Source organism: Streptomyces pyxinae (assembly GCF_024756275.1).
Classification (GTDB): domain Bacteria; phylum Actinomycetota; class Actinomycetes; order Streptomycetales; family Streptomycetaceae; genus Streptomyces; species Streptomyces pyxinae.
Genome location: NZ_JANUGQ010000017.1, coordinates 1 through 26605 on the forward strand (window position 1 = coordinate 1; position 26605 = coordinate 26605).

The window sequence follows — 26605 nt, forward strand, 5'->3', positions numbered from 1 at the left end:
TGAAACAAAACGGGGCTCTTCATCACAGGGGCGGGCGGAACCGGCGCGAAAACGACGGGGGCAGAAAGGAGGAACGGGCGTAGCACGGCTTCGGGAAGGTGCGGCCGGGGGGGGGGGGGGCGGGCGGGGGGGGCCCCGCCGCCCCCGCCCCGCCCCGACGCCGTTTCCCCCGCCCCGACGCCGTTTCCCCCGCCCCGACGCTGTTTCCCCCGGCTCACGGCCGTTTCCCGGCCTGCCGCCGTTCTCCGCCCCATCGCCGTTTCCGGCCCCGCAGCCGTTCCCGGCTCACCGACCGGCCGTGCTCCGTGCTCCCCTCCCCGCTCATTCCGCAGAGGCCCGTAGAGGTACGCAGACGATGACCCAGCCCCCGCCGCCCCCGAACCAGCCGCCCCACCAGCCCCCGGCCCAGCCGCCGCCCCCGCCCCCCGCCCAGCCGCCGGCGCCTCCCGCCCAGCCGCCGCAGGGCGGGTTCGGCGCCCCGCAGGACCCGCCGCCCGGTGGCTTCGGCGCCCCCACCGCGCCTCCGGAGGACCCGGGTCCGGGCTACGGCTACCCGCAGGCGCCCCCGCCCCCGGGCGGTGCCGGTTACGGCTACCCGCACCCCGCCGCCCCCGGCCCGCAGGCCCCGTACGGTCAGCCGGGCCAGCAGCCGCCCTACGGCCAGCCGGGTCAGAACACCTACGGCCAGCAGCCCTACGGCGGGCCCGCCCCGCAGCAGCCGTACGGCGGGCAGCCCCCCGGCCACGGCCCCGGCGGGTACGGCTACGGCCACCCGACCGCGCCCGTCCCGGCGGCCGGACCCCAGGGGAGCGGCGGCAAGAAGCTCTCCACCCAGATGCAGATCGTCATCGCGGCCGCCGTCGCCGTGGTGCTGATCGTCGGCGCCGGCGTCTGGTACGCCGACTCCGGTGACTCCGGCAACCGCGCCGAAGCCACGGGCTCGGCCGGCACCACCGGCGGCGCGGACGGCTCCACGGGCGGTGGCGGTTCGGCGAAGGACGGCCCGGGCCAGGAGAAGGCGCCCGACGACACCGCGGCGAAGATCGGCGTGCAGCTGCCGCCGCCCCCGATCACCGACCTCACCGGGGTGATGGGCTCCTGGCTCACCGAGAAGGCGTATGTGAAGCCGAGCGTCGACTCGGTGGTCGCCTACGACCGGGACAAGGGCACCCCGCTCTGGACCCTGACGCTCCCCGGCCAGGTCTGCGCCGCCTCCCGGCACGTCAGGGACGGCAGGACGGCCATCGCCTTCGAGGCCACCAAGCGGGTGCCGCCGAAGAACTACCAGCCCTGCACGGAGGTCGGCGCCATCGACCTCGCCACCGGCAAGCTGCTCTGGAGCAAGTCGGTGAGCGGCGGCACCGGGGGCGACGAGAAGGTCCGGTTCGACGAGGTGACCGTCGGCGCGTCCACCGTCGCGGCGGGCGGCACCAAGGGCGGCGCGGCCTGGGACCTGGCCACCGGCAAGGAGCACTGGCGGCCGCAGGTCAACGCCGAGTCCTGCTACGACATGGGCTACGGCGGCGGCGAGGCCCTGGTGGCCGCCCGCAAGTGCGGCCCGTACGGCAGTCAGTACGTGGTCGTCCAGAACCTCGACCCGGTCTCGGGCGCCCCGCTCTCCTCGTACAAGATGCCCGCCGGTGTGGAGTACGCGGGCGTGGTCTCCACCAAGCCGCTGGTGGTCGCCGCCGATGTGGGTGACACCGCCGGGGACGGCTCCAGCATCTCGGACTTCTTCTCCATCGACGAGAAGACCGGAAAGCTGAAGGCGAAGATCGCGGCCGACGCGGACCGCTATGACGCCGAGTGCGGTTCCACCGAGGTGGAGGAGTGCAACCGGGTGGTCGTCGGCAACGGCCGGCTCTATCTGCCGACCGAGCGGCACGAGGGCGGCGGCGAGTACGGCGACACCAACGAGATCGTCTCCTTCGACCTCACCACCGGCAAGCCCACCACCGACAAGGCGGAGGCGGGCGACCGCTACTCGATGTTCCCGCTGCGGATGGACGGCGGCAATGTCATCGCGTACAAGATGGCCCCCTACGACAAGGGCGGACAGGTCGTCAGCATCGACGGCGGCACCTTCAAGCAGACCCTGCTGATGGAGAACGCGTCCGACGAGGCGTCCCGGAACGCGGAGCGGAGCTTCTCCCTGGAGGACGCCGAGATCCGCTACGGCGACGGACGGCTGTTCATCTCCAAGAGCCTGCTCTCCAGGCCGAGTCCCGTCGCGGACAGCAGCCGTAAGGTCTACATGGCGCTCGGGTACACCACCCACTGAGCCCGTCGTCCGGTCCCTTTCCGCCGTCCGGCCCGGCACACCGACCCCGGTGTGCCGGGCCGGCGCCGTTCCGGGCGGACCGCGGCCGGCCGTCTCTCCGCCCCCCGACCCCTCCCCCCCCGTCCCTCGTCCTCTCTCCGGCCGGGAAATCGCACCGGGGAGGGAACCGAATTCGACAATCCGGGGGGTATCTGTCAGGTAACCGGTCCATGACGTCGAACAAGCGTGTAGCTTGCCGGGGCGAACCGGGCCGGGGGCGGCGGTTCGCGGGGGCCGAGGGGCTCCGGGGCGCTCCGGGCCCAGGGGAGTGGGGGAGGCAACGGCGCATGGGCGTGCGGCTGATGGTGGTCGACGATCACCGATTGCTCGCCGAGGCACTGGCCTCGGCGCTGAAGCTGCGCGGGCACCGGGTGCTCGCCGCCGCCGCGCCGGTGGCCGGGGCGGCCGAGCTGGTGGTGCAGCGGGCACCCGAGGTGTGCCTGCTGGGCACCGCCGCGCCCGCCGAACCGGGTGCCTTCGATCCCGTCGTACGGATCAAGCGGGAGCGGCCCCAGGTGGCGGTGGTGGTGCTCGGGCCGGTGCCCAGTCCGCGCGGCATCGCGGCGGCCTTCGCGGCCGGCGCCTCCGGCTATGTGCGCCACGACGAGCGCATCGAGGGTGTCGAACGCGCCATGGTCAAGGCCCGAGCGGGTGAAGCCGCGGTGGCCCCGCAGCTGCTCCAGGGTGCCTTCGACGAGCTGCTCAACCCGCCCGTCCAGCCCGACGACGAGGGCCGCCGGCTGCTGCGGATGCTCACCCCGCGCGAGGCGGAGGTGCTGGTGCGGGTGGCCGAGGGAGAGGGCACCCGGGGCATCGCCGCCGGGATGGGGATCGCCCCCAGCACCGCCCGCACCCATGTGCAGCGGGTGCTGATGAAGCTGGGCGTCGGCTCCCGGCTGGAGGCGGCCGCCCTCGCCGCCCGCACCGGACTGCTGGACCGTACCGGGGGGCCGGGCAGGCGGTAGGGCCGTACCGATGTCGAGCCGGCCCGCGAGCGGGTGGCCGACCACCGCCGGACCCACCCTGTCGATGTTTGATTCTGATTGTTTACTCGTGTTTATGTTGGGGAGTGTTGCCGGGGTGTGCTGAGGAGCGGAAGCTGAGGTAGGGCGTGCGCAAGACATCGGTCCGGCTGGCCGACGGCCGGGAGCTGATCTACTACGACGCGGACGCCGTCAGGGACGGCGTCACGAGCGGCGACGCGGGCGGCGTCAGGGACGGCGTCACGGGTGGTGCCACGGACAGGGCCACCGGGGGCTCCCGCCGGGACGTCCCCGACACCCGGCCGCTCGATCCGGTGGCCACCGGCTCCGAGATCCGCCGGGACCCGCTGCTCGGGGAGTACGTCGCCGTCGCCTCGCACCGCCAGGGCCGTACGTACCACCCGCCGGCCGACGCCTGTCCGCTCTGCCCCTCGCGGGAGGGTCGGCCCAGTGAGATCCCGGCCGGCGACTACGACGTGGTGGTCTTCGAGAACCGCTTCCCCTCGCTCGCCGGTGACACCGGGCGCTGCGAGGTGGTCTGCTTCACCGCCGACCACGACGCCTCCTTCGCGGACCTCACCGAGGAGCGGGCCGCCCTGGTCCTGGAGGCGTGGACCGACCGCAGCGCCGAGCTGGCGAGGCTGCCGGAGGTGGCGCAGGTCTTCTGCTTCGAGAACCGGGGCGCCGAGATCGGTGTCACCCTGGGCCATCCGCACGGCCAGATCTACGCGTACCCCTTCGTCACCCCCCGGACCGAGGCGATGTGCCGGTCCGCCGCCGCCCACCGGGCGCGCACCGGCGGGAACCTCTTCGACGAGGTGGTGGCCCGGGAGCGGAAGGAGGCCGAACGGGTGGTTCTGGAGACCGACGAGTGGATCGCCTTCGTGCCGTACGCCGCCCACTGGCCGTACGAGGTGCATCTGCACCCCCGCCGCCGGGTGCCCGACCTGCCGGCCCTGGACCGCGCCGCCCGCGCCGAATTCCCGCGCGTCTACCTGGAGTTGCTGCGCCGCTTCGACCGGATCTTCGGTCCGGACCAGCCTCCCACCCCGTACATCGCCGGCTGGCACCAGGCCCCGCTGCGGGACCCGGAGCGCGAGGAGTTCGGACTCCATCTGGAACTTTTCACCGTCCGCCGTACGTCGGGCAAGCTGAAGTTCCTCGCGGGCTCCGAGTCCGGGATGGGCGTCTTCATCAACGACGTACCGCCGGAGGCCGCGGCCCGGCGACTGCGAGAGGTGGCAAGCGCATGAGGTACCTGGTGACCGGCGGGGCCGGCTATGTCGGCGGGGTGGTGGCCGCCCGGCTGCTGGCCGAGGGACACACGGTGACCGTGCTGGACGACCTCTCCACCGGCTTCCGGGAAGGGGTGCCGGAGGGTGCCGCCTTCATCGAGGGCCGGGTGCAGGACGCCGCCCGCCATCTGGACCCGTCCTATGACGCGGTGCTGCACTTCGCCGCGTACTCCCAGGTCGGGGAGTCGGTCGCGGACCCGGAGAAGTACTGGACCAACAATGTCGGCGGCACCCTCGACCTGCTCGCCGCGATGCGCGGGGCAGGGGTGCGCAGGCTGGTCTTCTCGTCCACCGCGGCCACCTACGGGGAGCCCGTCTCCGAGCGGATCACCGAGACCGACCCCACCGCGCCCACCAGCCCCTACGGCGCCACCAAGCTGGCCGTGGACCACATGATCGCGGGCGAGGCGGCCGCGCACGGACTGGCCGCCGTCTCGCTCCGGTACTTCAATGTGGCGGGCGCGTACGGGAGTTGCGGTGAGCGGCACGACCCGGAGTCCCATCTGATCCCGCTGGTCCTCCAGGTCGCCCTCGGCACCCGGGAGTCCATCTCCGTCTACGGCGACGACTACCCGACCCCGGACGGCACCTGCGTCCGCGACTACATCCATGTCGCGGACCTCGCCGACGCCCATCTGCTGGCCCTGAGGGCCCTGGAGGGCGGCGAGGTGCCGGCCGGCGAGCATCTGATCTGCAACCTGGGCAACGGCAACGGCTTCTCGGTCCGCGAGGTCGTGGAGACGGTCCGCGCGGTCACCGGTCACCCGGTCCCCGAGGCGGTCGCCGCCCGCCGCCCCGGCGACCCGGCGGTACTGGTCGCCTCCGCCGACCGGGCCCGCGCCCGGCTCGGCTGGAAGCCCACCCGGCCGGAGCTGGCCGGAATCGTGGCGGATGCCTGGGAGTTCGCCCGCGCCCGGGCCGCCGGGGCCGCGACCCGGGACGTCGCGGGGGCGGACGGCGGGGCCGCCGACCGGGCCGCCGGAGGGGCGGACGCATGAGCGGTACGGGCGCGGCGGCGGCACACCGGGGCGCGATCCCGGGTACGGACCCGGCCGCACCGCCGCCGGCCGCCGCTTCCGCCGCCGAACCGGCTGAGCCGCCGGCCGCCGAGGAGCGGGCGGAAGCGGTGGCGGCCCGGTTCCGGGAGCTGTACGGCGCCGCGCCCGAGGGAGTGTGGGCGGCGCCCGGCCGGGTCAACCTCATCGGTGAACACACCGACTACAACGAGGGGTTCGTCCTTCCGCTGGCCCTCCCGCACACCGTGGTGGCGGCCGTCTCCCGGCGCACCGACGGCCGGCTGCGCCTCCACTCCGCCGACACCGCCGACACGGACGGCACCGACGACACCGCCGACACCGCCGGCACCGCCGGCACGGACGGCGACGGGGTGCGGGAGACGACCGTCGCGGAGCTGGCGCCGCCCGGCGGCGGGCTCGGCTGGGCCGCCTATCCGGCCGGGGTCGTCTGGGCGCTGCGCGAGGCGGGCCACCCCGTGGCCGGTGGCGCCGACATCCATCTGGCGTCCACCGTGCCGACCGGCGCCGGGCTCTCCTCCTCGGCCGCGCTGGAGGTGGTCACCGCGCTGGCCCTGGACGAGCTCCACGGCCTGGACCTCGGGCGGAAGCGGCTGGCGCTGCTGGCCCAGCGCGCCGAGAACGACTTCGTGGGCGTCCCCTGCGGGGTGATGGACCAGATGGCCTCCGCCCGCGCCACCGAGGGCCACGCCCTCCACCTGGACACCCGCGACCTCGGCGTCCGGCAGATCCCGTTCGACGCGGCGGCGCACGGGCTGCGGCTGCTGATCGTGGACACCCGGGTACGGCACGCCCTCGGTGACGGCGCCTATGCCGACCGGCGCGCGGCGTGCGAGCGGGGCGCGCGGGAGCTGGGGGTGCGCACACTCCGCGAGGTGGCGTACGAGGGGCTCGCGGAGGCACTGGACCGGCTGGCCGATGCCACCGTGCGCTCCTGCGTCCGCCATGTGGTGTCGGACAACGAGCGGGTGCGGCGGGTGGCCGCGCTGCTGACGGCCGGCGACATCCGGGCGGTGGGCCCGGTGCTGACCGAGGGGCACGCCTCGCTCCGGGACGACCTCCGGGTCTCCTGCCCCGAACTGGACCTCGCCGTGACGGCCGCGACCGGCGCCGGGGCGCTGGGCGCCCGGATGACCGGCGGCGGCTTCGGCGGCTCGGCGGTGGTCCTGGTGGCGGAGGCGGACGCGGACCGGGTGGCGGCGGCGGTGACGGAGGCGTTCGCGTCCGCCGGACACACCGCGCCCCGGATCTTCCCCGCCGTACCCTCGCCGGGCGCCCGCCGCCTGGTCTGACGGCTGGCCTGACGGCTGGTCTGACGGCGCCCGGCGGCTGCCCGGTCCGACCCGGTGCGTCCCGGTCCGGCCCGGCGCGCGTACCGCTGCCGCCCGGTGGTACGGGGCGGGTCCCGGGCCGAGTTCCGGCGTTCGGGTCCCCGCGCGGGGCGCCCGGCCGTACCCTGGGCACGGCGCCGGTGGGGGCCGGTGCCGATCAGGGGGCGAGACAGCCGGGTACGACGTACGGCGCGGGGGCGGCACTCCCGCCCGGCGGCGGCCGCGGGGGACCGTGGCCCCGGCACCGGCGCCGTACCCGCCGCCGCTCCGCTTCCTTGACCCTTGGGAGTGTCCGTGGTCCGTATCCGGGTTCTGGTGGTGGACGACCACCGCATCTTCGCCGAGTCGCTCGCCGCCGCACTGGCCGCCGAGCCCGATGTGGAGGTGACGGCGGCCGGCAGCGGTCCGGCCGCGCTGCGCTGTCTGGAGCGGGCCGCCGCCGAGGGCCGCCGGGTGGACGTCCTGCTGGTCGACGCCGACCTGGGCGCCGCCGCGCCCGGCGCCATACCCGGGACCGCCGGTGTCCCCGGCGCCACCACCGGTACGGCTCCGGGCGCCGGGGACGGCATCGCGCTGGTCGCCGCCGTCCGGGAGGTCCGGCCCGAGGTGCGCCCGGTGGTGCTGGCCGCCCGGGACGACTGCCGGCGGGCGGCGGTGGCGCTCGGTGCCGGAGCGTGCGGCTGGGTGGCGAAGGACAGCTCGCTCCAGCGGCTGCTGGCGGTGATCCGGGGCGTGCTGCGCGACGAGACCCATCTGCCGCCCGCCCTGCTGACCGGGGTGCTGCGGGAGTTGACGGCCGCCCGGAACCGGCGCACCGAGAGCGAGGTGCTGGTCGAGTCGCTGACCCCGCGCGAACGGGAGGTGCTGGGCTGCATGGTGGCCGGGCTCGGCCGCAAGGCGGTGGCCGAGCGGCTCTATCTCTCCCCGCACACCGTGCGGACCCATATGCAGAACGTGCTGGGCAAGCTGGGCGTGCACTCCACCCTGGCGGCGGTGGCACTGGCCCGGCGGGCCGGCGTGGGCCCCGCACCGGCCGTCGCTCCGGCACCGGCCGCCGCTCCCGCCACGAGCGCGGCTTCCGTCACGAGCGCCGCCGTCCCGGCTCCCGCCGCGTCCGCCGGCCCGGTCCCGGCCACCACGGGCCGTGACGCCACGGCCGGCTCTCCGGCCGCCGCCGCTCCGGTCCGGTCCGCCGCCCGGTCCGCCGTTCCCGCGTTAGCCGGGGACGTTGTCGAACGGGGCGGTCAGCCGGCGTAGCAGGGCGGCCAGTTCGGCCCGCTGGGCGCCGGACAGCTCGGCCAGGATCGCCCGCTCCTGGGCCAGCAGCCCGGCGAGCGCCTGATCGGCCCGGTCGCGGCCCTCGGCGGTGAGCCGGACCAGCACCCCGCGCCGGTCGCTGGGGTCGGGGAGCCGTTCGACCAGGCCCTTCTTGGCGAGCCGGTCGATCCGGTTGGTCATCGTGCCGGAGGTGACCAGCGTCTGGGTGAGCAACTGACCGGGGGAGAGCTGATACGGCGCTCCCGCGCGGCGCAGCGAGGTGAGGACGTCGAACTCCCAGGGCTCCAGCTGGTGCTCCGCGAAGGCCAGCCGCCGGGCCCGGTCCAGGTGGCGGGCGAGCCGCGAGACCCGGCTGAGCACTTCGAGCGGCTCCACGTCGAGGTCCGGGCGCTCCCGGCGCCATGCTGAGACCAGACGGTCGACCTCGTCCTCCATGGCGATCAGTGTAGGCGATCTGTCGATGTAAAGTCTCTTGACGTCAAGATACTGTTCCCTTGACCACTGTCCGAATACCGCCCCCGCCGGTTGGGCAGGACGGGGCGGGGACATGATTCCGCTTCGGCACACCGTTCCAGCAAGGGGGCTTCGAACATGCATTCCGCACCAACGTCCGCACCGACGTGGGACCCGCAGCAGTATCTGCGCCACTCCACTCTCCGGACCCGGCCGTTCCTCGACCTGCTCGCCCGGATACCGGAGCTCCCGGCCACCGCCGCGGGGCGGCCCGCCCGGATCGCGGACATCGGCTGCGGCCCCGGCAATGTCACCGCCCTCCTCGCCGACCGCTGGCCCGACGCCCGGATCACCGGCTTCGACGTCTCGCCGGAGATGCTGGAACAGGCGGAGAAGCACCACGCGGGAACCACCCACGGCGGCGGCTGGCTGGACTTCCGCCCCGCCGACGCGGCGCACTGGAAGCCCGACGAGCCCTACGATCTGATCGTCTCCAACGCCGCCCTCCAGTGGGTGCCCGGCCACCCGGAGTCCTTCCCGGAGTGGATCGCCGGCCTCGCCCCCGGCGGCACCCTGGCCTTCCAGGTCCCCGGCAACTTCGTCTCCCCCAGCCACGCGCTGCTGGGCGAGCTGTGCGACACCCCGCGCTGGCGGGAGCGGCTGGGCGGCCGGGGGCGGCAGTTCGTCCATGTGCTGAGCCCGGCCGAGTACCTGGACCGGCTGGCCGCGCTGGGCTGCGACGCGGAGGCGTGGGAGACCACGTACAGCCAGCTGATGCACGGCCCGGACCCGGTGCTGGACTGGGTGAAGGGCACCGCTCTGCGCCCGGTGCTCACCGCGCTCGACGGCGACGACGAGGCCGTGGCCGCCTTTGTCACCGAATACCGCGACCTGCTGCGCCGGGCCTACCCGGCGGGGCCGCACGGCACGGTCTTCCCGTTCCGCCGGGTCTTCGCGGTCGCCCGCCGCCGCGACTGACCCGCCGCCGCGACTGACCCGCCGCCGCGACTGACCCGCGTCATGCCTGCCCCGCGCCGTGACTGACGCCCCGCTGTCGTGACTGATCCCCTGTCGTGACCGATCCGCTGTCGCGACTGACCCGCTGTCGTGACCGATCCGCTGTCGCGACTGACCCGCCGTCGTGAGTGACGCCCCGCTGCTGTGACCGATCCGCTGTCGCCGCCGGGCCGCCTTCGCCGCCGGCCCTCCGGAGGGGTGGGTGCCGGGCGGCGGGCGGAGGGCCCGGGCGGATGGGGAACCCGGGCCCGCGCCCCGCCCGTACCGGCCGTCGACCGGTACGGGCAGACAGCACCGGCCGTCACCGCGGGCCGTCGGTACCGGCCGTCAGGTCAGGCCGTCGCCGCGGGCCGCCGGTACCGGCCGTCAGTGCAGGCCGCGGTAGGTGTTCCAGCCGGTGCCCAGGCTCACCCGGGGGCTGAAGACGGCCGTGCCCGCGCCGCCGGTCGCGGTGTAGCGGTAGAGCGTGCCGCCCGGGGTGGCGGCGACCAGGTCCGCCCGGCCGTCGCCGGTGAGGTCGCCGGGCGCAGCCAGCTGGGCGTACGCCTGCCAGCCGGAGCCGATCAGCACCCGCGCCCGGAACGGCGCCGAGGCGCTGCCCGTACCGGCGTACAGATAGAGGGCGCCGCCGGGGGTGCGGGCCAGCAGGTCGTCCCGCCCGTCGCCGGTCATGTCCCCGGCGCCGACCAGCTTGTCGTACGCGTTCCACCCCGCGCCCAGCGCCACCCGCGAGCCCAGCCCCCGGCCGGTGCCGTCGCCCCGGTAGAGGTACAGCACCCCGCCGGAGGTGCGGGCCAGCAGATCACCCCGGCCGTCCCCGCTCAGATCGCCCGGTCCCACCAGGGCGGTGAACGCGCCCCAGCCGGAGCCCAGTTCGACCGGGCCCTCCGGGGTGTGCCGGTACAGCCGGCCCGCGTAGACCTCCAGCAGATCGGCGCGGCCGTCCCCGTCCAGCGAGGAGGTGTGGAGCACCTTCGCGCCCTGGAAGCCGCCCACGTCGCTGAGCTGGTAACGGGCGCTCAGCCTGCCGTTCTCGGCCGACCAGTACTCCCATAGAGTGCCCTTGGTGTCGAGACCGAGCAGCTCCTGCTTGCCGAAGTCCGGGTTGCCGCCCGTCCCTGCGAGCAGCGGCACGCTCCAGCCGGAGCCGAACCGGGTCGCCGCCGCCAGGGCGCCGTGGGTGGTGGCCCGGTAGGAGAGCAGGGTGCCGTCGAGCTTCCGCCCGATGAGGTCGGCGCGCCCGTCGCCGTCGAGGTCGTCGATGCTGAAGATCTGGTTGTAGACCCCCCAGCCGGTGCCGACCCGCACCCGCGCCCGGAACGGCGCCACCGGGTTCCCGGAGCCCGGGTAGAAGTAGAGCTCGCCCGCCGGGGTGCGGGCGTACAGGTCCGCGACCCCGTCGCCGTCGGAGTCCGGCACCCCGACCAGCTGGTCGTACGCCGCCCAGCCGGTGCCGAGCCGGACCCGGCCCGCGAACGGGTCGGTGAGCGAGGTCTTCCCCCGGTACAGATACAACTCGCCGCCCGGAGTGCGGGCCAGCAGGTCGTTCCGCCCGTCGCCGGTCAGGTCCCCGGGGACGACCACCTTGTTGTACGCCGCCCAGCCCCGCCCGGACCAGACCGCCGGGCCCGTCCCCGAGGTGCCCTGGGCGGTGTACGCGGAGAGCGTCCCGTCGAAGGAGACCGTCAGCAGATCCGGGTTGCCGTCGGCGTCCGGGTCGCCCAGCGGCACCACGTCCTTGAGCTGCTCGCCCGGCCGGCTCCGCAGCGCGAACTCCGGGTTCTCCGGCCGGTCCGAGAGCACCGACCGGTACACCCCGTCGAAGCCCCGGTACAGGCCCTCGCTGAAGCCGTCACCGGTGAGGTCGAAGCGCGGCTTCGGCACGGCGGCGGCCCCGGTGCGGCCGGCCTTCCGGTCCTCGGCGGCGGCCCCGGTACGCGCCGCCGCCCGCTCCTTGAGCAGCCCGGCCGACGGGGTCAGCCGGGGTGCGGCGGCGGGCGGCGCGACCCGCTCCCGCAGGGCGCGTCCGGGCGCCGGGTGGTCCTCCGCCGTCGCGGGCGGGGCCAGCAGGGCGCCGGCGGCGAGCACCAGCGCGGTGCAGGCGGCGAGCCGCACCCGGCGGGTGCGGCCGGCGGCGGGCCGGGTGCGGGCAGGGCCGAACGATTCCAGGTAAGACAAGATCCCCCCACGGAAGCGATGGAACCGGGCCGGAGAGGTCCGCCCGCCGCGCGCCCCCATCCCCGTACGGCGGCCGTACGGCGAAGTGATGCGAAGGGCGCCGTGCGAGGCCGTACGGAGCGGTGCGGGAACTGCGGAGGTACGCAGCAGGTACGCAGGTGCAGAGACAGACAGATACGCAGGTGCAGAGACACGCAGAATCAGAGACACGCAGATTCGGAGGTACGGAGGTACGGCGGTACAGCCGTGCGGTGCGGGGCGGACCGAGCCCGGTGAGCCGGGAGCCTACCGCCGGACACGGACAGGAGTGGAGGAAAAAGCGAAGATCACGCGCGTCAGCTCTTGCGGTGCCCTATCAGCCGCGGCTTCGCCTCCAGGCCGTCCAGCCCGTGCCAGGCGAGATTGACCAGGTGGGCGGCCACCTCGGCCTTCTTCGGGCGGCGGGCGTCCAGCCACCACTGGCCGGTCAGTGCCACCATGCCCACCAGCGCCTGGGCGTAGAGCGGCGCCAGCTTGGGGTCGAAGCCCCGGGCCTTGAACTCCAGGCCCAGGATGTCCTCCACCTGCGTGGCGATGTCGGAGATCAGCGAGGCGAAGGTCCCGGTGGACTGGGCCACCGGGGAGTCCCGGACCAGGATGCGGAAGCCGTCGGTGTACGCCTCGATGTAGTCGAGCAACGCGAACGCCGCCTGCTCCAGCAGCTCCCGGGGGTGCCCGGCGGTCAGCGCGCCCGTCACCATGTCGAGCAGCTGGCGCATCTCCCGGTCGACCACGACCGCGTACAGCCCCTCCTTGCCGCCGAAGTGCTCGTAGACCACCGGCTTGGAGACCCCGGCCTTGGCCGCGATCTCCTCCACCGAGGTGCCCTCGAAGCCGCGCTGGGCGAAGAGCGTGCGACCGATGTCGAGCAGCTGCTGCCGGCGTTCCGCACCGGTCATCCGGACCCGGCGCCCGCGCCTCGGCTTGTCACTGCCACTGTTGGTGTTGCTTGCATCGATCGCCACGCCGTCCATCATGCCGCGTCGGCGGACCGGCTCCCGCGCCGGGCGGATCCCGGGTCACCGGCCTCCGCCCGCCTGGCGTCCAGCCGGGAGGCCGTCGGCCAGCGCACGTCGTACGCCCAGCCCAGCTTCTCGAACCAGCGGATCAGCCGTGCCGAGGAGTCCAGCTGCCCGCGCATCACCCCGTGCCGGGCCGAGGTCGGGTCGGCGTGGTGGAGGTTGTGCCAGGACTCGCCGCAGGAGAGCACCGCCAGCCACCAGACGTTGCCCGACCGGTCCCGGGACTTGAACGGCCGCTTGCCGACCGCGTGGCAGATGGAGTTGATCGACCAGGTGACGTGGTGGAGCAGGGCGACCCGGACCAGCGAGCCCCAGAAGAACGCGGTGAACGCGCCCCACCAGGACATGGTCACCAGCCCGCCGACCAGCGGCGGCAGCGCCAGCGACACGACGGTCCACAGCACGAACTGCCGGGAGACCGCCCGCAGCGCCGGGTCCTTGATCAGATCGGGCGCGTACTTCTGCTGCGGGGTCTGCTCCTCGTCGAACATCCAGCCGATGTGCGCCCACCACAGGCCCTTGAGCAGCGCCGGTACGGTCTCCCCGAACCGCCAGGGGGAGTGCGGGTCGCCCTCGGCGTCGGAGAACTTGTGGTGCTTGCGGTGGTCGGCCACCCAGCGCACCAGCGGCCCCTCCACCGCCAGCGAGCCCATCACCGCGAGGGCGATCCGGAGCGGGCGCTTCGCCTTGAACGAGCCATGGGTGAAGTAGCGGTGGAAGCCGATGGTGATCCCGTGGCAGCCGATGTAGTACATCGCCACCAGCAGTCCCAGGTCGAGCCAGCTCACCCCCCAGCCCCAGGCCAGCGGCACCGCCGCCAGCAGGGCGAGGAACGGCACCGTGATGAACAGCAGCAGCGCCACCTGTTCGAGTGAGCGCTTGCTGTCCCCGCCGAGCGTGGCGGACGGCAGCCCGGGGGCGGCTCCGGCGGTCCCGGCGCTGCCGGCGGGGTCGTCGAGCACCTCGGGGGTCATGGTCATGGATTTCCTCTGGGGGTGAGGGGCACATGGACGGCCTGGTCACGGTCGCGGTCACGATCGCCGGGCCAGGGGCGCGATCGCTGGTCGGGGCGTGGTCACCGGACCCGCGCCACCGGACCCGGGGCCCGCGCCCCGGATCCCGGACTCCCGGCCCGGCGCTCCCGGGTCCGGTACTCCCTGGCCCGGTACTTCCCGGCCCCGGACCCGGTCCCGTGTTCCTGCGGCTTCTGCGGTTCCTGCGGCTCTTCTGCGGTCTCTGCGGTCTCCACAGTTCCTACGGTTCCGTAACCTACGGCTTCGTAAGTATGGCAGTGCCCCGGCGCGCGGCAAGGGGGTCGGCCGGGGCGCGGCGCGAAGCCGGGGGGCGAAGCGGGGCGAAGCCGGACTCCGGGCGCCGGGGGAAGCCCGGCCCGCGACGGAGGGGCGCCGCCGGGGCCCGGCCCGGCTGCCGGGGCGCCGCGGCCCAGGTCCGGGGCACGGCCCCGGGAAACCCCGGCCCGGCCCCGGGGCGCCGCCCCCCGGGGAAAACCGGGAAGCGGCCGGGAGAAAATGCCGGGAAGCTGACACCTATCCTGGGAGGCGTCGGACAGCGCGGTCCGCCAGCCTCCAGTACCCCTCCAGACGTGCTTCAACATCGCTAGGAGCCGCACCTGTGAGCAGTGCCGACCAGACCCCAACCGCCAGCGCCGAGCTGCGTGCCGACATCCGCCGACTGGGCGATCTGCTCGGGGAGACGCTCGTCCGCCAGGAGGGGCCCGAGCTCCTCGAACTCGTCGAGAAGGTGCGCCACCTCACCCGGGAGGACGGTGAGGCCGCCGCCGCGCTGCTGGGCGACACCGACCTGGAGACCGCCGGGCGGCTCGTACGGGCGTTCTCTACTTACTTCCATCTGGCGAACGTCACCGAGCAGGTGCACCGCGGCAAGGAGCTCCGCGAGCGACGCGCCGCCGAGGGCGGACTGCTCGCCCGGACGGCCGACATGCTCAAGGACGGCGACCCCGACCACGTCCGGGACGCCGTGCGGAACCTCAACGTCCGGCCGGTCTTCACCGCCCACCCCACCGAGGCCGCCCGCCGCTCCGTCCTCAACAAGCTCCGCCGGGTCGCGGAACTCCTGGAAGCCCCGGTCAACCCCTCCGACCGGCGCCGCCACGACCTCCGCCTCGCCGAGTGCATCGACCTCATCTGGCAGACCGACGAGCTCCGGGTGGTCCGCCCCGAGCCCGCCGACGAGGCCCGCAACGCCATCTACTACCTGGACGAGCTGCACGCCGACGCCGTCGGGGACGTCCTGGAGGACCTCGCCGCCGAGCTCGAACGCGTCGGCCACGAGCTGCCCGCCGGCACCCGGCCCCTCACCTTCGGCACCTGGATCGGCGGCGACCGGGACGGCAACCCCAACGTCACGCCCGCCGTCACCTGGGACGTCCTGATCCTCCAGCACGAGCACGGCATCACCGACGCCATCGAGCTGATCGACCACCTCCGCGCCCAGCTCTCCAACTCCATCCGCTACGCCGGCGCAACCCCCGAGCTGCTCGAATCCCTCCAGCGGGACCTGGACCGGCTCCCCGAGATCAGCCCCCGCTACAAGCGGCTCAACGCCGAGGAGCCCTACCGGCTCAAGGCCACCTGCGTCCGCCAGAAGCTCGTCAACACCCGCGACCGGCTCGCCAAGGGCACCCCCCACCAGGACGGCCGCGACTACCTCGGCACCGCCGGGCTGCTCCAGGATCTCCAGCTCATCCAGACCTCGCTCCGCGCCCACCGGGGCGGCCTCTTCGCGGACGGCCGGCTCGACCGCACCGTCCGCACCCTCGCCGCCTTCGGCCTCCAGCTCGCCACCATGGACGTCCGCGAACACGCCGACGCCCACCACCACGCCCTCGGCCAGCTCTTCGACCGGCTCGGCGAGGAGTCCTGGCGGTACGCCGACATGCCTCGCGAGTACCGGCAGAAGCTGCTCGCCAAGGAGCTGCGCTCCCGCCGCCCGCTCGCCCCGACCCCCGCCCCGCTGGACGCGGCCGGCGAGAAGACCCTCGGCGTCTTCCACACGGTCAAGGAGGCGTTCGAGCGGTTCGGCCCCGAGGTCATCGAGTCCTACATCATCTCGATGTGCCAGGGCGCCGACGACGTCTTCGCCGCCGCCGTCCTCGCCCGCGAGGCCGGCCTGATCGACCTGCACGCCGGCTGGGCCAAGATCGGCATCGTCCCGCTCCTGGAGACCACCGACGAGCTCAAGGCCGCCGACGTCATCCTCGACGGCATGCTGGCCGACCCCTCCTACCGCCGGCTGGTCGCGCTCCGGGGCGACGTCCAGGAAGTGATGCTCGGCTACTCCGACTCGTCCAAGTTCGGCGGCATCACCACCTCTCAGTGGGAGATCCACCGCGCCCAGCGCCGGCTGCGCGACGTGGCCCACCGCTACGGCGTACGGCTCCGCCTCTTCCACGGCCGGGGCGGCACCGTCGGCCGGGGCGGCGGCCCCTCGCACGACGCCATCCTCGCCCAGCCCTGGGGCACCCTGGAGGGCGAGATCAAGGTCACCGAGCAGGGCGAGGTCATCTCCGACAAGTACCTCATCCCGTCCCTGGCCCGGGAGAACCTCGAACTCACCGTCGCCGCCACCCTCCAGGCGTCCGCCCTGCACACCGCGCCCCGCCAGTCCGACGAGGCCCTGGCCCGCTGGGACGCGGCCATGGACACCGTCTCGGACGCCGCCCACCAGGCGTACCGGAAGCTGGTCGAGGACCCGGACCTGCCCGGATACTTCTTCGCCTCCACCCCCGTCGACCAACTCGCCGAACTCCACCTCGGCTCCCGGCCCTCCCGCCGCCCCGACTCGGGCGCGGGACTCGACGGACTGCGCGCCATCCCCTGGGTCTTCGGCTGGACCCAGTCCCGGCAGATCGTCCCCGGCTGGTTCGGTGTCGGCTCCGGCCTCAAGGCGCTGCGCGAGACCGGACTCGACGCGGTGCTGGACGAGATGCACGAGCACTGGCACTTCTTCCGCAACTTCATCTCCAACGTCGAGATGACCCTCGCCAAGACGGATCTGCGGATCGCCCGCCACTACGTCGAGACCCTCGTCCCGGAGAACCTGCGGCACGTCTTCGCCACCATCGAGGCCGAGCACGAGCTCACCGTCTCCGAGGTGCTCCGCATCACCGGCGGCAAGGAACTGCTCGGCTCCCACCCGGCGCTCCAGCAGACCTTCGCCATCCGCGACGCCTATCTGGACCCGATCTCCTACCTCCAGGTCGCCCTGCTGGCCCGCCAGCGCCGCACCGCCGAGGCCGAGGAGGACCCCGACCCGCAGCTCTCCCGGGCCCTGCTGCTCACCGTCAACGGTGTGGCGGCCGGCCTCCGCAACACCGGCTGAGGCCCGGCGCCCCCGCTCTCACGGCGAAGGGGGCGCCCGCTCACGACGAAGGGGGCGCCCGGCAGCTCATGCCGGGCGCCCCCTTCGCGCTCACCATCGCCGGACGGCCGACGGAGACAACCGGCGGACGGCCGGTGGACGACCGGGCGCGGTCGGGCCGGGGCCGGCCGGGCAGCCGACCAGCCGGTCGGCCGGACGACCAGCCGGTCCGACGACCGGCCGAGTCGGCGGGTCAGACGATCAGAAACGTCCCCACCAGCAGTGCCGCGCCCGACAGCGCCGAGATCCAGGCCGCCCGGGTCAGCCGCAGTCCGCCCGCGAGCACCGGGGCCGCCAGCAGCAGCGCCCCGCCCAGCGGCAGCCAGGCGTGCAGCCCGCCCGCCCATCCGGCGCGGACCGTCTCCCGGGTGCCCGGCTTCACCACCACCGGGTACGACTCGCCCTTCACCACCGCCACCGAACGGTCGATGGTCAGATCCGTCCGCACCCCGGCGGGGCCGTCCGGGTCGAACCGGCCGGTGCATATCTCCGCACCGCACCCGGTGACCGTCAGCACCCCGTGCTCGCGCCCCTTCGACAGCAGCACATGCTGTGCCGTCCCCCAGGACGCCCACACCCCCGCCACCACCAGCACCAGCGTGACCAGCGTCATCGCGACGATCCGGGCCCAGGGAAGGACGGAGAACTTCCGCTTCTTGCTCATGGGCCCGGATACTCGATGATCTGACCGCACGCGGTCAATCCGAGCGGGCGCCGGGCGCGGGCCGGGCGCGGGCCGGGCGGGGGCCGCTCAGGAGTTGTACGCCGACTGGGCGCGCTCCAGGCCCTCGGTCACCAGGCACTCCACCGCGTCGGCCGTCCGGTCGACGAAGTACTCCAGCTCCTTGCGCTCGGCCGAGGAGAAGTCCTTGAGCACGAAGTCCGCCACCTGCATCCGGCCCGGCGGACGCCCGATCCCGAACCGCACCCGGTGGTACTCCGGGCCCATCGCCTTGGTCATCGACTTCAGCCCGTTGTGCCCGTTGTCGCCGCCGCCCAGCTTCAGCCGCAGCGTCCCGTAGTCGATGTCCAGCTCGTCATGGACCGCCACCACCTGGGCGGTGGGCACCTTGTAGAAGTCGCGCAGCGCCGTGACCGGGCCGCCCGAGAGGTTCATGTACGACATCGGCTTGGCCAGGATCACCCGCCGGTTCGCCGGTCCGGGCGGGCCGATGCGGCCCTCCACCACCTGCGCCTGCGCCTTCTGGGCCCGCTTGAACTTCCCGCCGATCCGGGCCGCGAGCAGCTCGGCCACCATGAACCCGACATTGTGCCGGTTGCCCGCGTACTCCGGGCCGGGGTTGCCCAGCCCCACGACCAGCCAGGGCGCACCGGTGTCCGTCGTCATGTCCCCTCAGTCTCCTCGGCCAGTACTACAGAAATGCGGTGAAGCGGAACGGAGCAGCCAAAAAGAGGGGGTGGCGGGCCGTGGCCCACCACCCCGTCGCAGACACCCGCACCACCGCGGTGACGTCGATACGACCGTCACACCGGTGCGGCTGTCATGCCGGTACGGCTCAGGCCTCGGCGGCCTCGTCGCCCTCGGCCTCGGTCTCCTCGGCGGCCGGCTCCTCGGCCTGCGCGGCCAGGACCTGGAGGACCACCGCGTCCTCCTCGACGGCCAGCGAGACGCCCGACGGCAGCGAGATGTCCTTGGCGTGGACGGAGGCACCGGCCTCCAGGCCCTCCACGGAGACGGAGAGGGACTCGGGGATGTGGGTGGCCTCGGCCTCGACCGGCAGCGCGTTGAGGACGTGCTCCAGCAGGTAGCCGCCCGGGGCCAGCTCGCCCTCGGCCTCGACCGGGACCTCGACGGTGACCTTCTCGCCGCGCTTCACCAGCAGCAGGTCGACGTGCTCCAGGAAGCCCTTCAGCGGGTCGCGCTGCACGGACTTCGGGATGGCCAGCTCGTTGGTCTTGCCGTCGATGTCCAGGGAGATCAGGACGTTCGGGGTACGCAGCGCCAGCAGCAGGGCGTGACCCGGCAGGGTCAGGTGCTGGGGCTCGGAGCCGTGGCCGTACAGCACACCGGGAACCTGGTCGGCACGGCGGATGCGGCGGGCGGCACCCTTACCGAACTCGGTACGGGTCTGGGCGGTGATCTTCACCTCGGACATGGGCACTCCTCGTCAGCGGAAGCGAAAGTCGGAAACGGTCGCGGTCACCCGGCCACGACTGGACTTGGCCTGCTACGAAGAGCGCGTCGATAACGGACCGCCGCACCCATCGGTGCGGCCTCCCTCGCCGAGCAACTGCAACAGTCTACGCACGCCCGGCCGTCCGCCCAAGTCGATCACCCGGACCGGTGCCGGAGCGGGGAACGGGGCGGGGAGCCGGGCCGCGAACGGGACCCGGGCGGGGACGTGAACGGGACGGGAACGAGAGCGCGAACGGGACCCGAGCGGGGCCGTGAACGGGACGGAAACGGGAGACAGGAGCGGGGACGCGAGCGGGGGCCGCTCCCCGAAGGGAACGGCCCCCGCTCACGTACGGTCGGCCCGGCCTCCGGAGCCCCTCGGGTCCGCGCCGGAGCCGGGGCCGGAGTCGGAGTCGCTCAGCCCTGCTCCTCGAAGAGGCTGGTCACCGAACCGTCCTCGAACACCTCGCGCACGGCGCGCGCGATCGTCGGGGCGATCGACAGCACCGTGATCTTCTCCAGCTCCAGCTCACCCGGGGTCGGCAGGGTGTTGGTCAGCACGAACTCGCTCACCTTGGAGTTCTTCAGCCGGTCGGCCGCCGGGCCGGAGAGAATGCCGTGCGTCGCCGTCACGATCACGTCCTCCGCGCCGTGCGCGAAGAGCGCGTCGGCGGCGGCGCAGATGGTGCCACCGGTGTCGATCATGTCGTCCACCAGGACGCACACCCGGCCCTCGACCTCACCGACGACCTCGTGCACCGTCACCTGGTTGGCGACGTCCTTGTCGCGTCGCTTGTGGACGATCGCCAGCGGCGCGTCCAGCCGGTCGCACCAGCGGTCCGCGACCCGCACCCGGCCCGCGTCCGGGGAGACCACGGTCAGCTTGTTCCGGTCGACCTTGGCGCCCACGTAGTCGGCCAGCACCGGCAGCGCCGACAGGTGATCCACCGGGCCGTCGAAGAAGCCCTGGATCTGGTCGGTGTGCAGATCGACCGTGAGGATCCGGTCCGCGCCCGAGCACTTCAGCAGGTCCGCGATGAGCCGGGCCGAGATCGGCTCCCGGCCGCGGTGCTTCTTGTCCTGCCGGGCGTAGCCGTACGACGGGATGATCACGGTGATGCTCCGCGCGGAGGCCCGCTTCAGAGCGTCGATCATGATCAGCTGCTCCATGATCCACTTGTTGATGGGAGCCGTGTGGCTCTGCATCAGGAAGCAGTCGGCGCCGCGCGCCGACTCCTGGAAGCGGACGTAGATCTCGCCGTTGGCGAAGTCGAAAGCCTTCGTCGGCACCAGGCCGACTCCCAGCTGGTGCGCGACCTCCTCGGCCAGCTCGGGGTGGGCGCGGCCGGAGAAGAGCATCAGCTTCTTCTCGCCGGTCGTCTTGATCCCGGTCACAGCACTGTCTCCTCAGACGTGTTCCCTGGCCGCGGACCACCGACGCGCGAGCCAGCCGAATTTATGTGCATGTATCACGGTACGCCGAGAAAGGCGCGCCTGTTTCCGGTCAGCCCTCTCCACCGGACCGCCGCTCGGCCTCGGCGGCGGCCTGCGCCGCCGCGCTCCCCGGGCGCTTCCGGGCCACCCAACCCTCGATATTCCGCTGCTGACCACGGGCCACGGCCAGCGAACCGGCCGGCACATCCTTGGTGATCACCGAGCCGGCGGCGGTGTAGGCACCGTCCCCGACCGTGACAGGAGCCACAAACATGTTGTCCGAGCCGGTCTTGCAGTGCGACCCGATCGTGGTGTGGTGCTTGCTCTCGCCGTCGTAGTTCACGAACACGCTCGCCGCGCCGATGTTGGTGTACTCACCGATCGTCGCGTCCCCGACGTACGACAGATGCGGCACCTTGGTGCCCTCACCGATCGACGCGTTCTTCATCTCGACGTACGTCCCCGCCTTGGCCCTGGCGCCCAGCCGGGTGCCCGGCCGGAGGTACGCGAACGGCCCCACCGACGCCGACTCGCCCACCTCGGCGCTGTCCGCCACCGTGTTGTCCACCCGCGCGCCCCGGCCCACCGTGGTGTCCCGCAGCCGCGTGTTCGGACCCACCTCGGCGTCCTCCGCGATGTGCGTCGCGCCCAGCAGCTGCGTACCCGGGTGGATCACCGCGTCCCGCTCGAACGTCACCGTCACGTCCACCAGCACCGAGGCCGGGTCCACCACCGTGACACCGGCCGTCATCGCTGCCTCCAGCAGCCGCCGGTTCAGCAGCGCCCGCGCCTCGGCCAGCTGCACCCGGTTGTTGATCCCCAGGATCTCCCGGTGGTCCGCCGCCACCGACGCGCCCACCCGGTGTCCCGCCTCGCGCAGGATCCCGAGCACATCGGTGAGGTACTCCTCGCCCTGGCTGTTGTCCGTCCGCACCTTGCCCAGCGCGTCCGCCAGCAGCTTGCCGTCGAACGCGAACACCCCCGAGTTGATCTCCCGGATGCCGCGCTGCGCCTCGGTGGCGTCCTTGTGCTCGACGATGGCGGTCACCGCGCCGGTCGCCTCGTCCCGCACGATCCGGCCGTACCCGGTCGCGTCCGGCACCTCGGCCGTCAGCACCGTCACCGCGTTCCCGTCGGCGGAGTGCGTACCGGCCAGCGCGGCCAGCGTCCCGCCGGACAGCAGCGGGGTGTCGCCGCACACCACGACGACCGTGCCGCCCAGCGCCCCGGCGCCCAGCTCCTCCAGCGCCATCCGCACCGCGTGCCCGGTGCCGTTCTGCTCGTACTGCACCGCGGTGCGGGTGCCCGCGTAGTGCTCGTCCAGATGCGCGGTCACCTGCTCCCGGGCGTGCCCGACGACGACGCAGAGGTGCTCCGGGTCCAGCTCGCGGGCGGCGGAGACGACATGTCCGACGAGCGACCGCCCGCAGATCTCGTGCAGGACCTTGGGGGTCTTCGACTTCATGCGGGTGCCCTCACCCGCTGCGAGGACGACGACGGCGGCCGGGCGTGTGGCGCTCACGGGAATGCCCTTCGGCTTTCGGGTGGGGTGGACACCCGCAGGATACCTAGGGGTTTCCGAGCCGAAACGGGGGCGGGGGCCACCTGCGGGAAGGCCCGAGGCGGGCGGGGGCCTTCCGGGGGGAGCGGAGAGGTGCGCGCGCGGCTCCGCCGGCTGGATTCGAACCAGCGTCTCAAGGTTCCAAAGACCTGCGGGATGCCACTACCCCACGGCGGATCACTGCCTCAGACCATACCCGAGCCTGACTTGTGCTTCGGCGGCGATTCCGTGCCAGCTCCCTTCGATACGGCGGTAGAGGTCGGCGGCGCGCAGCACCCCGATCACCAGGCAGCCGTGATAGCCCTCGCCCACATTCTTCCGCCTGGTCTTCGGGTTGTGCTTCTTGAGCGTCGTCTTCCCGAGGGCCTCCGGACCGATTCCCGCCAGCGCGGACCAGTACCGCTCGGCGCCGGTCACATCGGCCGACTCGAGGATCATCACCCGGAGCCGCAGTCTTTCCCGCTCCACGCCGAGCAGATCGAGCCAGGCGAGAAAGGTGAGGACCATGTCGGGGTCGCTGTTCACGAAGACCACCGACTCGCGGCGGTCGTACGACTTGTCCTTGGCGCCCTCCGCCCAATAGAGCCCCACTCCGACGAGGAACAGCTCCCGGTCGGTCAGCCGGCCGACGGCCTCCCGGGCGGCCGCCTTCGCACGTCGGCGCTCGGCGCCCCGCACCTCCCTCTCGTGCTCCCAGCGCTTGCGACCGGCCAGACGTGCCTGTTCGTCGGGCGGACGCCGGGCGGGCTTGGGCAGGTCCCGCACCCAGAGCGAGATGGAGCTGGTCGAGCACCCCAGCTCGGCCTGGATCCGGTCGTAGGTCATGCCCTGGAGGCGCAGCTCGCGCGCCCGGGCACGGAGGTCGTCCTTGGCGTTGGGGCGCCTGGTCCAGTCCGGCGGCGGCTCGCCCTTCACCAGGCGCTGGAGGAGGTCGTGGTTGTGGACGCCCAGCCGGTCGCGGATCTGGCGCAGGCTGAGCCCCGACCGCCGGAGGGCGACGGCCTGGCTGCGCAGGCTCTCGAAATCGGCGTACTTCTCGTGAACCTTGCTGCGAACGGAGGTCATAGAGGAGAGCTTCGGGCGGAATGCGTGATTCCTGGTCGAAATGGTGAGCGATTCATTTGTTCGGGTGAAGAAGGGGTGCTTTCGCTGGTCAAGGGTGGGGACGTGTGCTGATCGCCCCGTTCGGAAATCGGGTGGCGGGCGACCGTAGGCTGGGAGGCATGAGCACTACGGGGGCCCATCGGGCAGCTCCGGGCCGGGAGGTCCGGGGCTGGTGGTGGTGGGAGCGGCGGCGGGGCGCCGTGCTGGATGTGACGCTCGGGCTGCTGTCGGCGGCCGAGTGCGCGGCGGAGGGGCCGGGGTTCGCGGACGCGGCGGGGCTGCCGGTGCCGGTGGGGGTGCTGTTCGGCCTGGTGGCCGGGGCGGTCCTGGTGGTGCGGCGGCGGTGGCCGGTCCTGGTGGTGCTGGTCTCGGTGGCGATCACGCCCGCCGAGATGGGCTATCTGATGTCCTTCGTCGGCCTCTACACGCTGGCCGCCTGCGAGGTGCCCCGGCGGATCATCGGGGCGCTGGCGGGCATGTCGTTCGTCGCGTTCTTCCTGGTGACGTTCCTGCGGGTGCGGCAGGACGTGGCGTCGGCGGACCTGGATCCATGGCCCTGGTACGTCCCGGTGATGGCCCTCCTGGTGTCGCTGGGCCTGAACGCGCCGCCGCTCCTCTCCGGCCTCTACATAGGGGCCCGCCGCCGGCTGCTGGACAGTCTGCGGGAGCGGGCGGACAGCCTGGAGCAGGAGCTGTCGCTGCTGGCCGACCGGGCGGAGCAGCGGGCGCGGATGGCGCGGCAGGAGGAGCGGACCCGGATCGCCCGGGAGATGCACGACGTGGTGGCGCACCGGGTGAGCCTGATGGTGGTGCACGCGGCGGCCCTCCAGGCGGTGGCGCTGAAGGACCCGCAGAAGGCGGCGCGGAACGCGGCGCTGGTCGGGGACATGGGCCGGCAGGCGCTGACCGAGTTGCGGGAGATGCTGGGCGTGCTGCGGACGGCGGAGCCGGAGCCGGGTGCCGGGCCGGCCGGGCCGGGTCTCCGGGCCTCCGCTCCGGCCGGCGGCCCGCCGCCGGGAGCCGGGGGAGCGGCGGCGGCCGGGGCGCCGGGGGCAGCGGGTCCCGGGCCGGTGGTGGCGGTGGCGGCGGGCCGGGCGGTTACGACCCCGACCCCGATCGACACGGCGGAGGACGGGCCGTGCCTGGACGAGCTGCCGGATCTGGTGGAGCAGTCGCGGCAGGCGGGCATGGCGGTGGAGCTGCGGGTGAGCGGTGCGGTGCGGCCGTACGCGCCGGCGGTGGAGCGGACGGCGTACCGGGTGGTGCAGGAGGCGCTGACCAACGTCCACAAGCACGCGGCCGGCGCCGCGGTGGTGGTCCGGCTGGCACACCGGGAGGCCGAGGTGGCCATGCAGGTGCAGAACGGTCCCTCGGACGGCGCGGCGGCGGACGCGGGACTGCCGAGCGGCGGCAACGGCCTGCTCGGCATGCGGGAGCGGGTGACCGGCCTGGGCGGGGTCTTCGTGTCCGGGCCGACGGACGAGGGCGGTTTCCGGGTCTCGGCGGTGCTCCCGGTCGGCTCCTGAGCCGGGACACGCGGTGCTCCGGGTCGGTTCCTGGCCTCGGGCACGCGGTGCTCCCGGTCGGTTCCTGAGCCGGGACACGCGCTGCCCCCGGCTCCCGGTCGGTTCCTGGCCTCGGGCACGCGGTCCTCCCGGTCGGCTCCTGAGCCGGGACACGCGGTGCTCCCGGTCGGCTCCGTCGGCTCCCGAGGACCGGGACCGGCCCCGTACCCCGGCGGGGAGCCCGGAGGATCCCGTACCCCCTGAAATCCGGAAACCGTGAAACGGGCCGGTTCAGGGGGAGGCGAGGCGGGTGGGCTGGATGCCGGTGACCAGTGCGGTGAGGGCGTGGTCGACGGTCGGCCCGAGGTACCAGTCGCCGGCGTGGTCCAGGCTGTAGACCCGGCCCCGGGCGTCGATGGCGAGCACCGCCCCGCTGTGGGTCTCCTCGCCGATCGGCGCGGTCTCGGTGTCCAGGGCACGCCCCAGGTCGGCCAGGCTGCGGGCGAGGTGGAGCCCGGCGAGCGGGTCCAGGTGCAGCGGGGCCGGGGCGATCTGGCGGCCCGGGCCCGGCGGGGTGACCCGGAGCCCGCCGAACTCGGCCCACGCCTCCACGGCGGCCGGGAAGACGCTGTGCCGGTGCCCGGCCGGTGAGGTGTGGGCGCGCAGGGTGTCGGCCCACTGCTCGGCCTGGCGCATGTCCCAGCGGCCGGGCTGCCAGCCGGCTTCGCGCAGCGCGGCGTCCACGTTGACGGGGAAGCGCGTGGTGTTGAGGTCGGGCATGGGGAGCGGGGTCAGCCCTTCTGGGCGGTCGGGTCGACGGGGCGTACGCCGAAGTGGGCGAGGAGCGCGGCGCAGGAGCGGCAGGGGGCGGCGTAGCTGCCGTGCAGCGGGTCGCCGTCCTCGCGGATGCGGCGGCTGGTGAGCTTGGCGTTCTTCAGGAAACGGCGGGCCTCGCCGGCGGTGAGCGGTTTTCGCCGGGCCCGTTTGGAGCGGCCGGCCTCGGCCGCGGCGAGGTGGCGGGAGAGCAGGATCGCCTCGGGACAGCGGCCGGTGAAACGTTCGCGCTGGCCGCTGGTGAGGGTGTCCAGGAAGTCCTGCACCAGCGGGTGCAGGACGGGCGGCCGTTCGCTGCGGCCGGCCGTGCAGGTGAGGGTCTCGCCGCGCACGGAGAGTGCCGCCCCGATGGTGGGCAGGATGCCGTCCCGGCGGTGGCGCGGGACGGGTGCGCGGCCGGGGTCGCTGCTGCCCCAGCTCAGTCGTGGATCGCCGGTGGCCGGTGTCGTGGCTGGTCGTGCGGTGGTCATGGTGCGGTCGTCCCCTCTTGCGCAATCCCCCCAGTTGCGTGGGACAGCCTGCCAAATGGGTGAGCGAATGGGGAAGCTGGGGCGCGGAAAGACACCGGTACGCGTATGTCGGTCATGTCGTGGTGACGGCTGGTCATCCTGGGGTGTCGCCGTTCACCGTGGTCACCGGTGCCGTGACCGGGTTCCCCCGGATGGCCCACCGCTTAGGC

20 protein-coding genes, 1 tRNA gene and 1 pseudogene are annotated in these 26605 nt (G+C 73.6%); 9 read left to right on the forward strand and 13 right to left on the reverse strand.

What is annotated here, in order from left to right; translation table 11 throughout:
* Nucleotides 1–355 precede the first annotated feature (355 nt).
* From NX801_RS19595 to NX801_RS19620, 6 genes and pseudogenes are all read left to right on the forward strand, one after another.
* Entirely contained in the window at nucleotides 356–2281 is a 1926-nt protein-coding gene (locus NX801_RS19595; protein WP_258789091.1) for an outer membrane protein assembly factor BamB family protein, read from the forward strand.
* A gap of 326 nt (nucleotides 2282–2607) precedes the next feature.
* Nucleotides 2608–3285, forward strand: coding sequence for a helix-turn-helix transcriptional regulator (locus tag NX801_RS19600; RefSeq protein ID WP_258789092.1), 678 nt, complete (start codon nucleotides 2608–2610; stop codon nucleotides 3283–3285).
* 146 nt (nucleotides 3286–3431) lie between these two features.
* On the forward strand, nucleotides 3432–4556 hold the full coding sequence (galT, locus tag NX801_RS19605) for a galactose-1-phosphate uridylyltransferase (RefSeq protein ID WP_258789093.1): 1125 nt from the start codon (nucleotides 3432–3434) through the stop codon (nucleotides 4554–4556).
* Nucleotides 4553–5596: a UDP-glucose 4-epimerase GalE gene (galE, locus tag NX801_RS19610; RefSeq protein WP_258789094.1), complete on the forward strand. Its 1044-nt coding sequence runs from the start codon at nucleotides 4553–4555 to the stop codon at nucleotides 5594–5596. Before galT ends, galE begins: the two co-directional genes overlap by 4 nt.
* Complete coding sequence (gene galK / locus NX801_RS19615; protein ID WP_258789095.1) at nucleotides 5593–6924, forward strand: galactokinase; 1332 nt, start codon at nucleotides 5593–5595, stop codon at nucleotides 6922–6924. Before galE ends, galK begins: the two co-directional genes overlap by 4 nt.
* Nucleotides 6925–7257: 333 nt before the next feature.
* Nucleotides 7258–8010, forward strand: a pseudogene (locus NX801_RS19620) (LuxR C-terminal-related transcriptional regulator); the annotation flags it as partial.
* Nucleotides 8011–8178: 168 nt separating this feature from the next.
* Here the strand turns inward: NX801_RS19620 and NX801_RS19625 are convergent.
* Nucleotides 8179–8676 carry a MarR family winged helix-turn-helix transcriptional regulator gene (locus tag NX801_RS19625; protein WP_258789097.1) on the reverse strand — a complete coding sequence of 166 codons (498 nt, stop codon included), beginning with the start codon at nucleotides 8674–8676 and terminating at the stop codon, nucleotides 8179–8181.
* A gap of 156 nt (nucleotides 8677–8832) precedes the next feature.
* On the opposite strand from NX801_RS19625, the gene NX801_RS19630 reads away from it, so the two are divergent.
* Nucleotides 8833–9672 carry a trans-aconitate 2-methyltransferase gene (locus NX801_RS19630; protein WP_258789098.1) on the forward strand — a complete coding sequence of 280 codons (840 nt, stop codon included), beginning with the start codon at nucleotides 8833–8835 and terminating at the stop codon, nucleotides 9670–9672.
* 405 nt (nucleotides 9673–10077) lie between these two features.
* Here the strand turns inward: NX801_RS19630 and NX801_RS19635 are convergent, their stop codons facing one another.
* The 3 genes from NX801_RS19635 to NX801_RS19645 all read right to left on the reverse strand — a co-directional run bounded on the left by NX801_RS19635 (nucleotide 10078) and on the right by NX801_RS19645 (nucleotide 13930).
* A complete protein-coding gene (locus NX801_RS19635; RefSeq protein WP_258789099.1) occupies nucleotides 10078–11889 on the reverse strand; it encodes an FG-GAP-like repeat-containing protein in 1812 nt (603 codons plus the stop codon).
* Between the two features lie 335 nt (nucleotides 11890–12224).
* Nucleotides 12225–12905 carry a TetR/AcrR family transcriptional regulator gene (locus tag NX801_RS19640; RefSeq protein ID WP_258789100.1) on the reverse strand — a complete coding sequence of 227 codons (681 nt, stop codon included), beginning with the start codon at nucleotides 12903–12905 and terminating at the stop codon, nucleotides 12225–12227.
* Entirely contained in the window at nucleotides 12902–13930 is a 1029-nt protein-coding gene (locus NX801_RS19645) for an acyl-CoA desaturase (protein ID WP_258789101.1), read from the reverse strand. Before NX801_RS19645 ends, NX801_RS19640 begins: the two co-directional genes overlap by 4 nt.
* 652 nt (nucleotides 13931–14582) lie before the next feature.
* Here NX801_RS19645 and ppc point away from each other — a divergent pair.
* Nucleotides 14583–17312, forward strand: coding sequence for a phosphoenolpyruvate carboxylase (ppc, locus tag NX801_RS19650; RefSeq protein WP_258789102.1), 2730 nt, complete (start codon nucleotides 14583–14585; stop codon nucleotides 17310–17312).
* Between the two features lie 232 nt (nucleotides 17313–17544).
* Here ppc and NX801_RS19655 read toward each other — a convergent pair whose 3' ends face one another.
* The 7 genes from NX801_RS19655 to NX801_RS19685 form a co-directional block, all read right to left on the reverse strand.
* Nucleotides 17545–18015 (reverse strand): hypothetical protein, encoded by a 471-nt coding sequence (locus NX801_RS19655; protein WP_258789103.1) that lies wholly within the window; start codon nucleotides 18013–18015, stop codon nucleotides 17545–17547.
* An 87-nt stretch (nucleotides 18016–18102) separates the two neighbouring features.
* Nucleotides 18103–18699: an aminoacyl-tRNA hydrolase gene (pth, locus tag NX801_RS19660; RefSeq protein WP_258789104.1), complete on the reverse strand. Its 597-nt coding sequence runs from the start codon at nucleotides 18697–18699 to the stop codon at nucleotides 18103–18105.
* Between the two features lie 169 nt (nucleotides 18700–18868).
* On the reverse strand, nucleotides 18869–19468 hold the full coding sequence (locus NX801_RS19665; protein ID WP_258789105.1) for a 50S ribosomal protein L25/general stress protein Ctc: 600 nt from the start codon (nucleotides 19466–19468) through the stop codon (nucleotides 18869–18871).
* A gap of 437 nt (nucleotides 19469–19905) precedes the next feature.
* Complete coding sequence (locus NX801_RS19670; RefSeq protein ID WP_258789106.1) at nucleotides 19906–20883, reverse strand: ribose-phosphate diphosphokinase; 978 nt, start codon at nucleotides 20881–20883, stop codon at nucleotides 19906–19908.
* Between the two features lie 109 nt (nucleotides 20884–20992).
* Complete coding sequence (gene glmU, locus NX801_RS19675) at nucleotides 20993–22444, reverse strand: bifunctional UDP-N-acetylglucosamine diphosphorylase/glucosamine-1-phosphate N-acetyltransferase GlmU (protein WP_258789107.1); 1452 nt, start codon at nucleotides 22442–22444, stop codon at nucleotides 20993–20995.
* A gap of 144 nt (nucleotides 22445–22588) precedes the next feature.
* A tRNA-Gln gene (locus NX801_RS19680) sits at nucleotides 22589–22660 on the reverse strand.
* Complete coding sequence (locus tag NX801_RS19685; protein ID WP_258789108.1) at nucleotides 22661–23548, reverse strand: hypothetical protein; 888 nt, start codon at nucleotides 23546–23548, stop codon at nucleotides 22661–22663. It abuts the tRNA gene before it with no gap.
* 158 nt (nucleotides 23549–23706) lie between these two features.
* Here NX801_RS19685 and NX801_RS19690 point away from each other — a divergent pair, with 158 nt between their 5' ends.
* Entirely contained in the window at nucleotides 23707–25113 is a 1407-nt protein-coding gene (locus NX801_RS19690) for a sensor histidine kinase (RefSeq protein WP_258789109.1), read from the forward strand.
* Nucleotides 25114–25383: 270 nt separating this feature from the next.
* Here NX801_RS19690 and NX801_RS19695 read toward each other — a convergent pair whose 3' ends face one another.
* Together NX801_RS19695 and NX801_RS19700 are read right to left on the reverse strand one after the other, a co-directional pair.
* Nucleotides 25384–25872 carry an SUKH-3 domain-containing protein gene (locus NX801_RS19695; protein ID WP_258789110.1) on the reverse strand — a complete coding sequence of 163 codons (489 nt, stop codon included), beginning with the start codon at nucleotides 25870–25872 and terminating at the stop codon, nucleotides 25384–25386.
* An 11-nt stretch (nucleotides 25873–25883) separates the two neighbouring features.
* Entirely contained in the window at nucleotides 25884–26396 is a 513-nt protein-coding gene (locus NX801_RS19700; RefSeq protein ID WP_258789111.1) for a YwqJ-related putative deaminase, read from the reverse strand.
* Nucleotides 26397–26605: the final 209 nt, after the last annotated feature.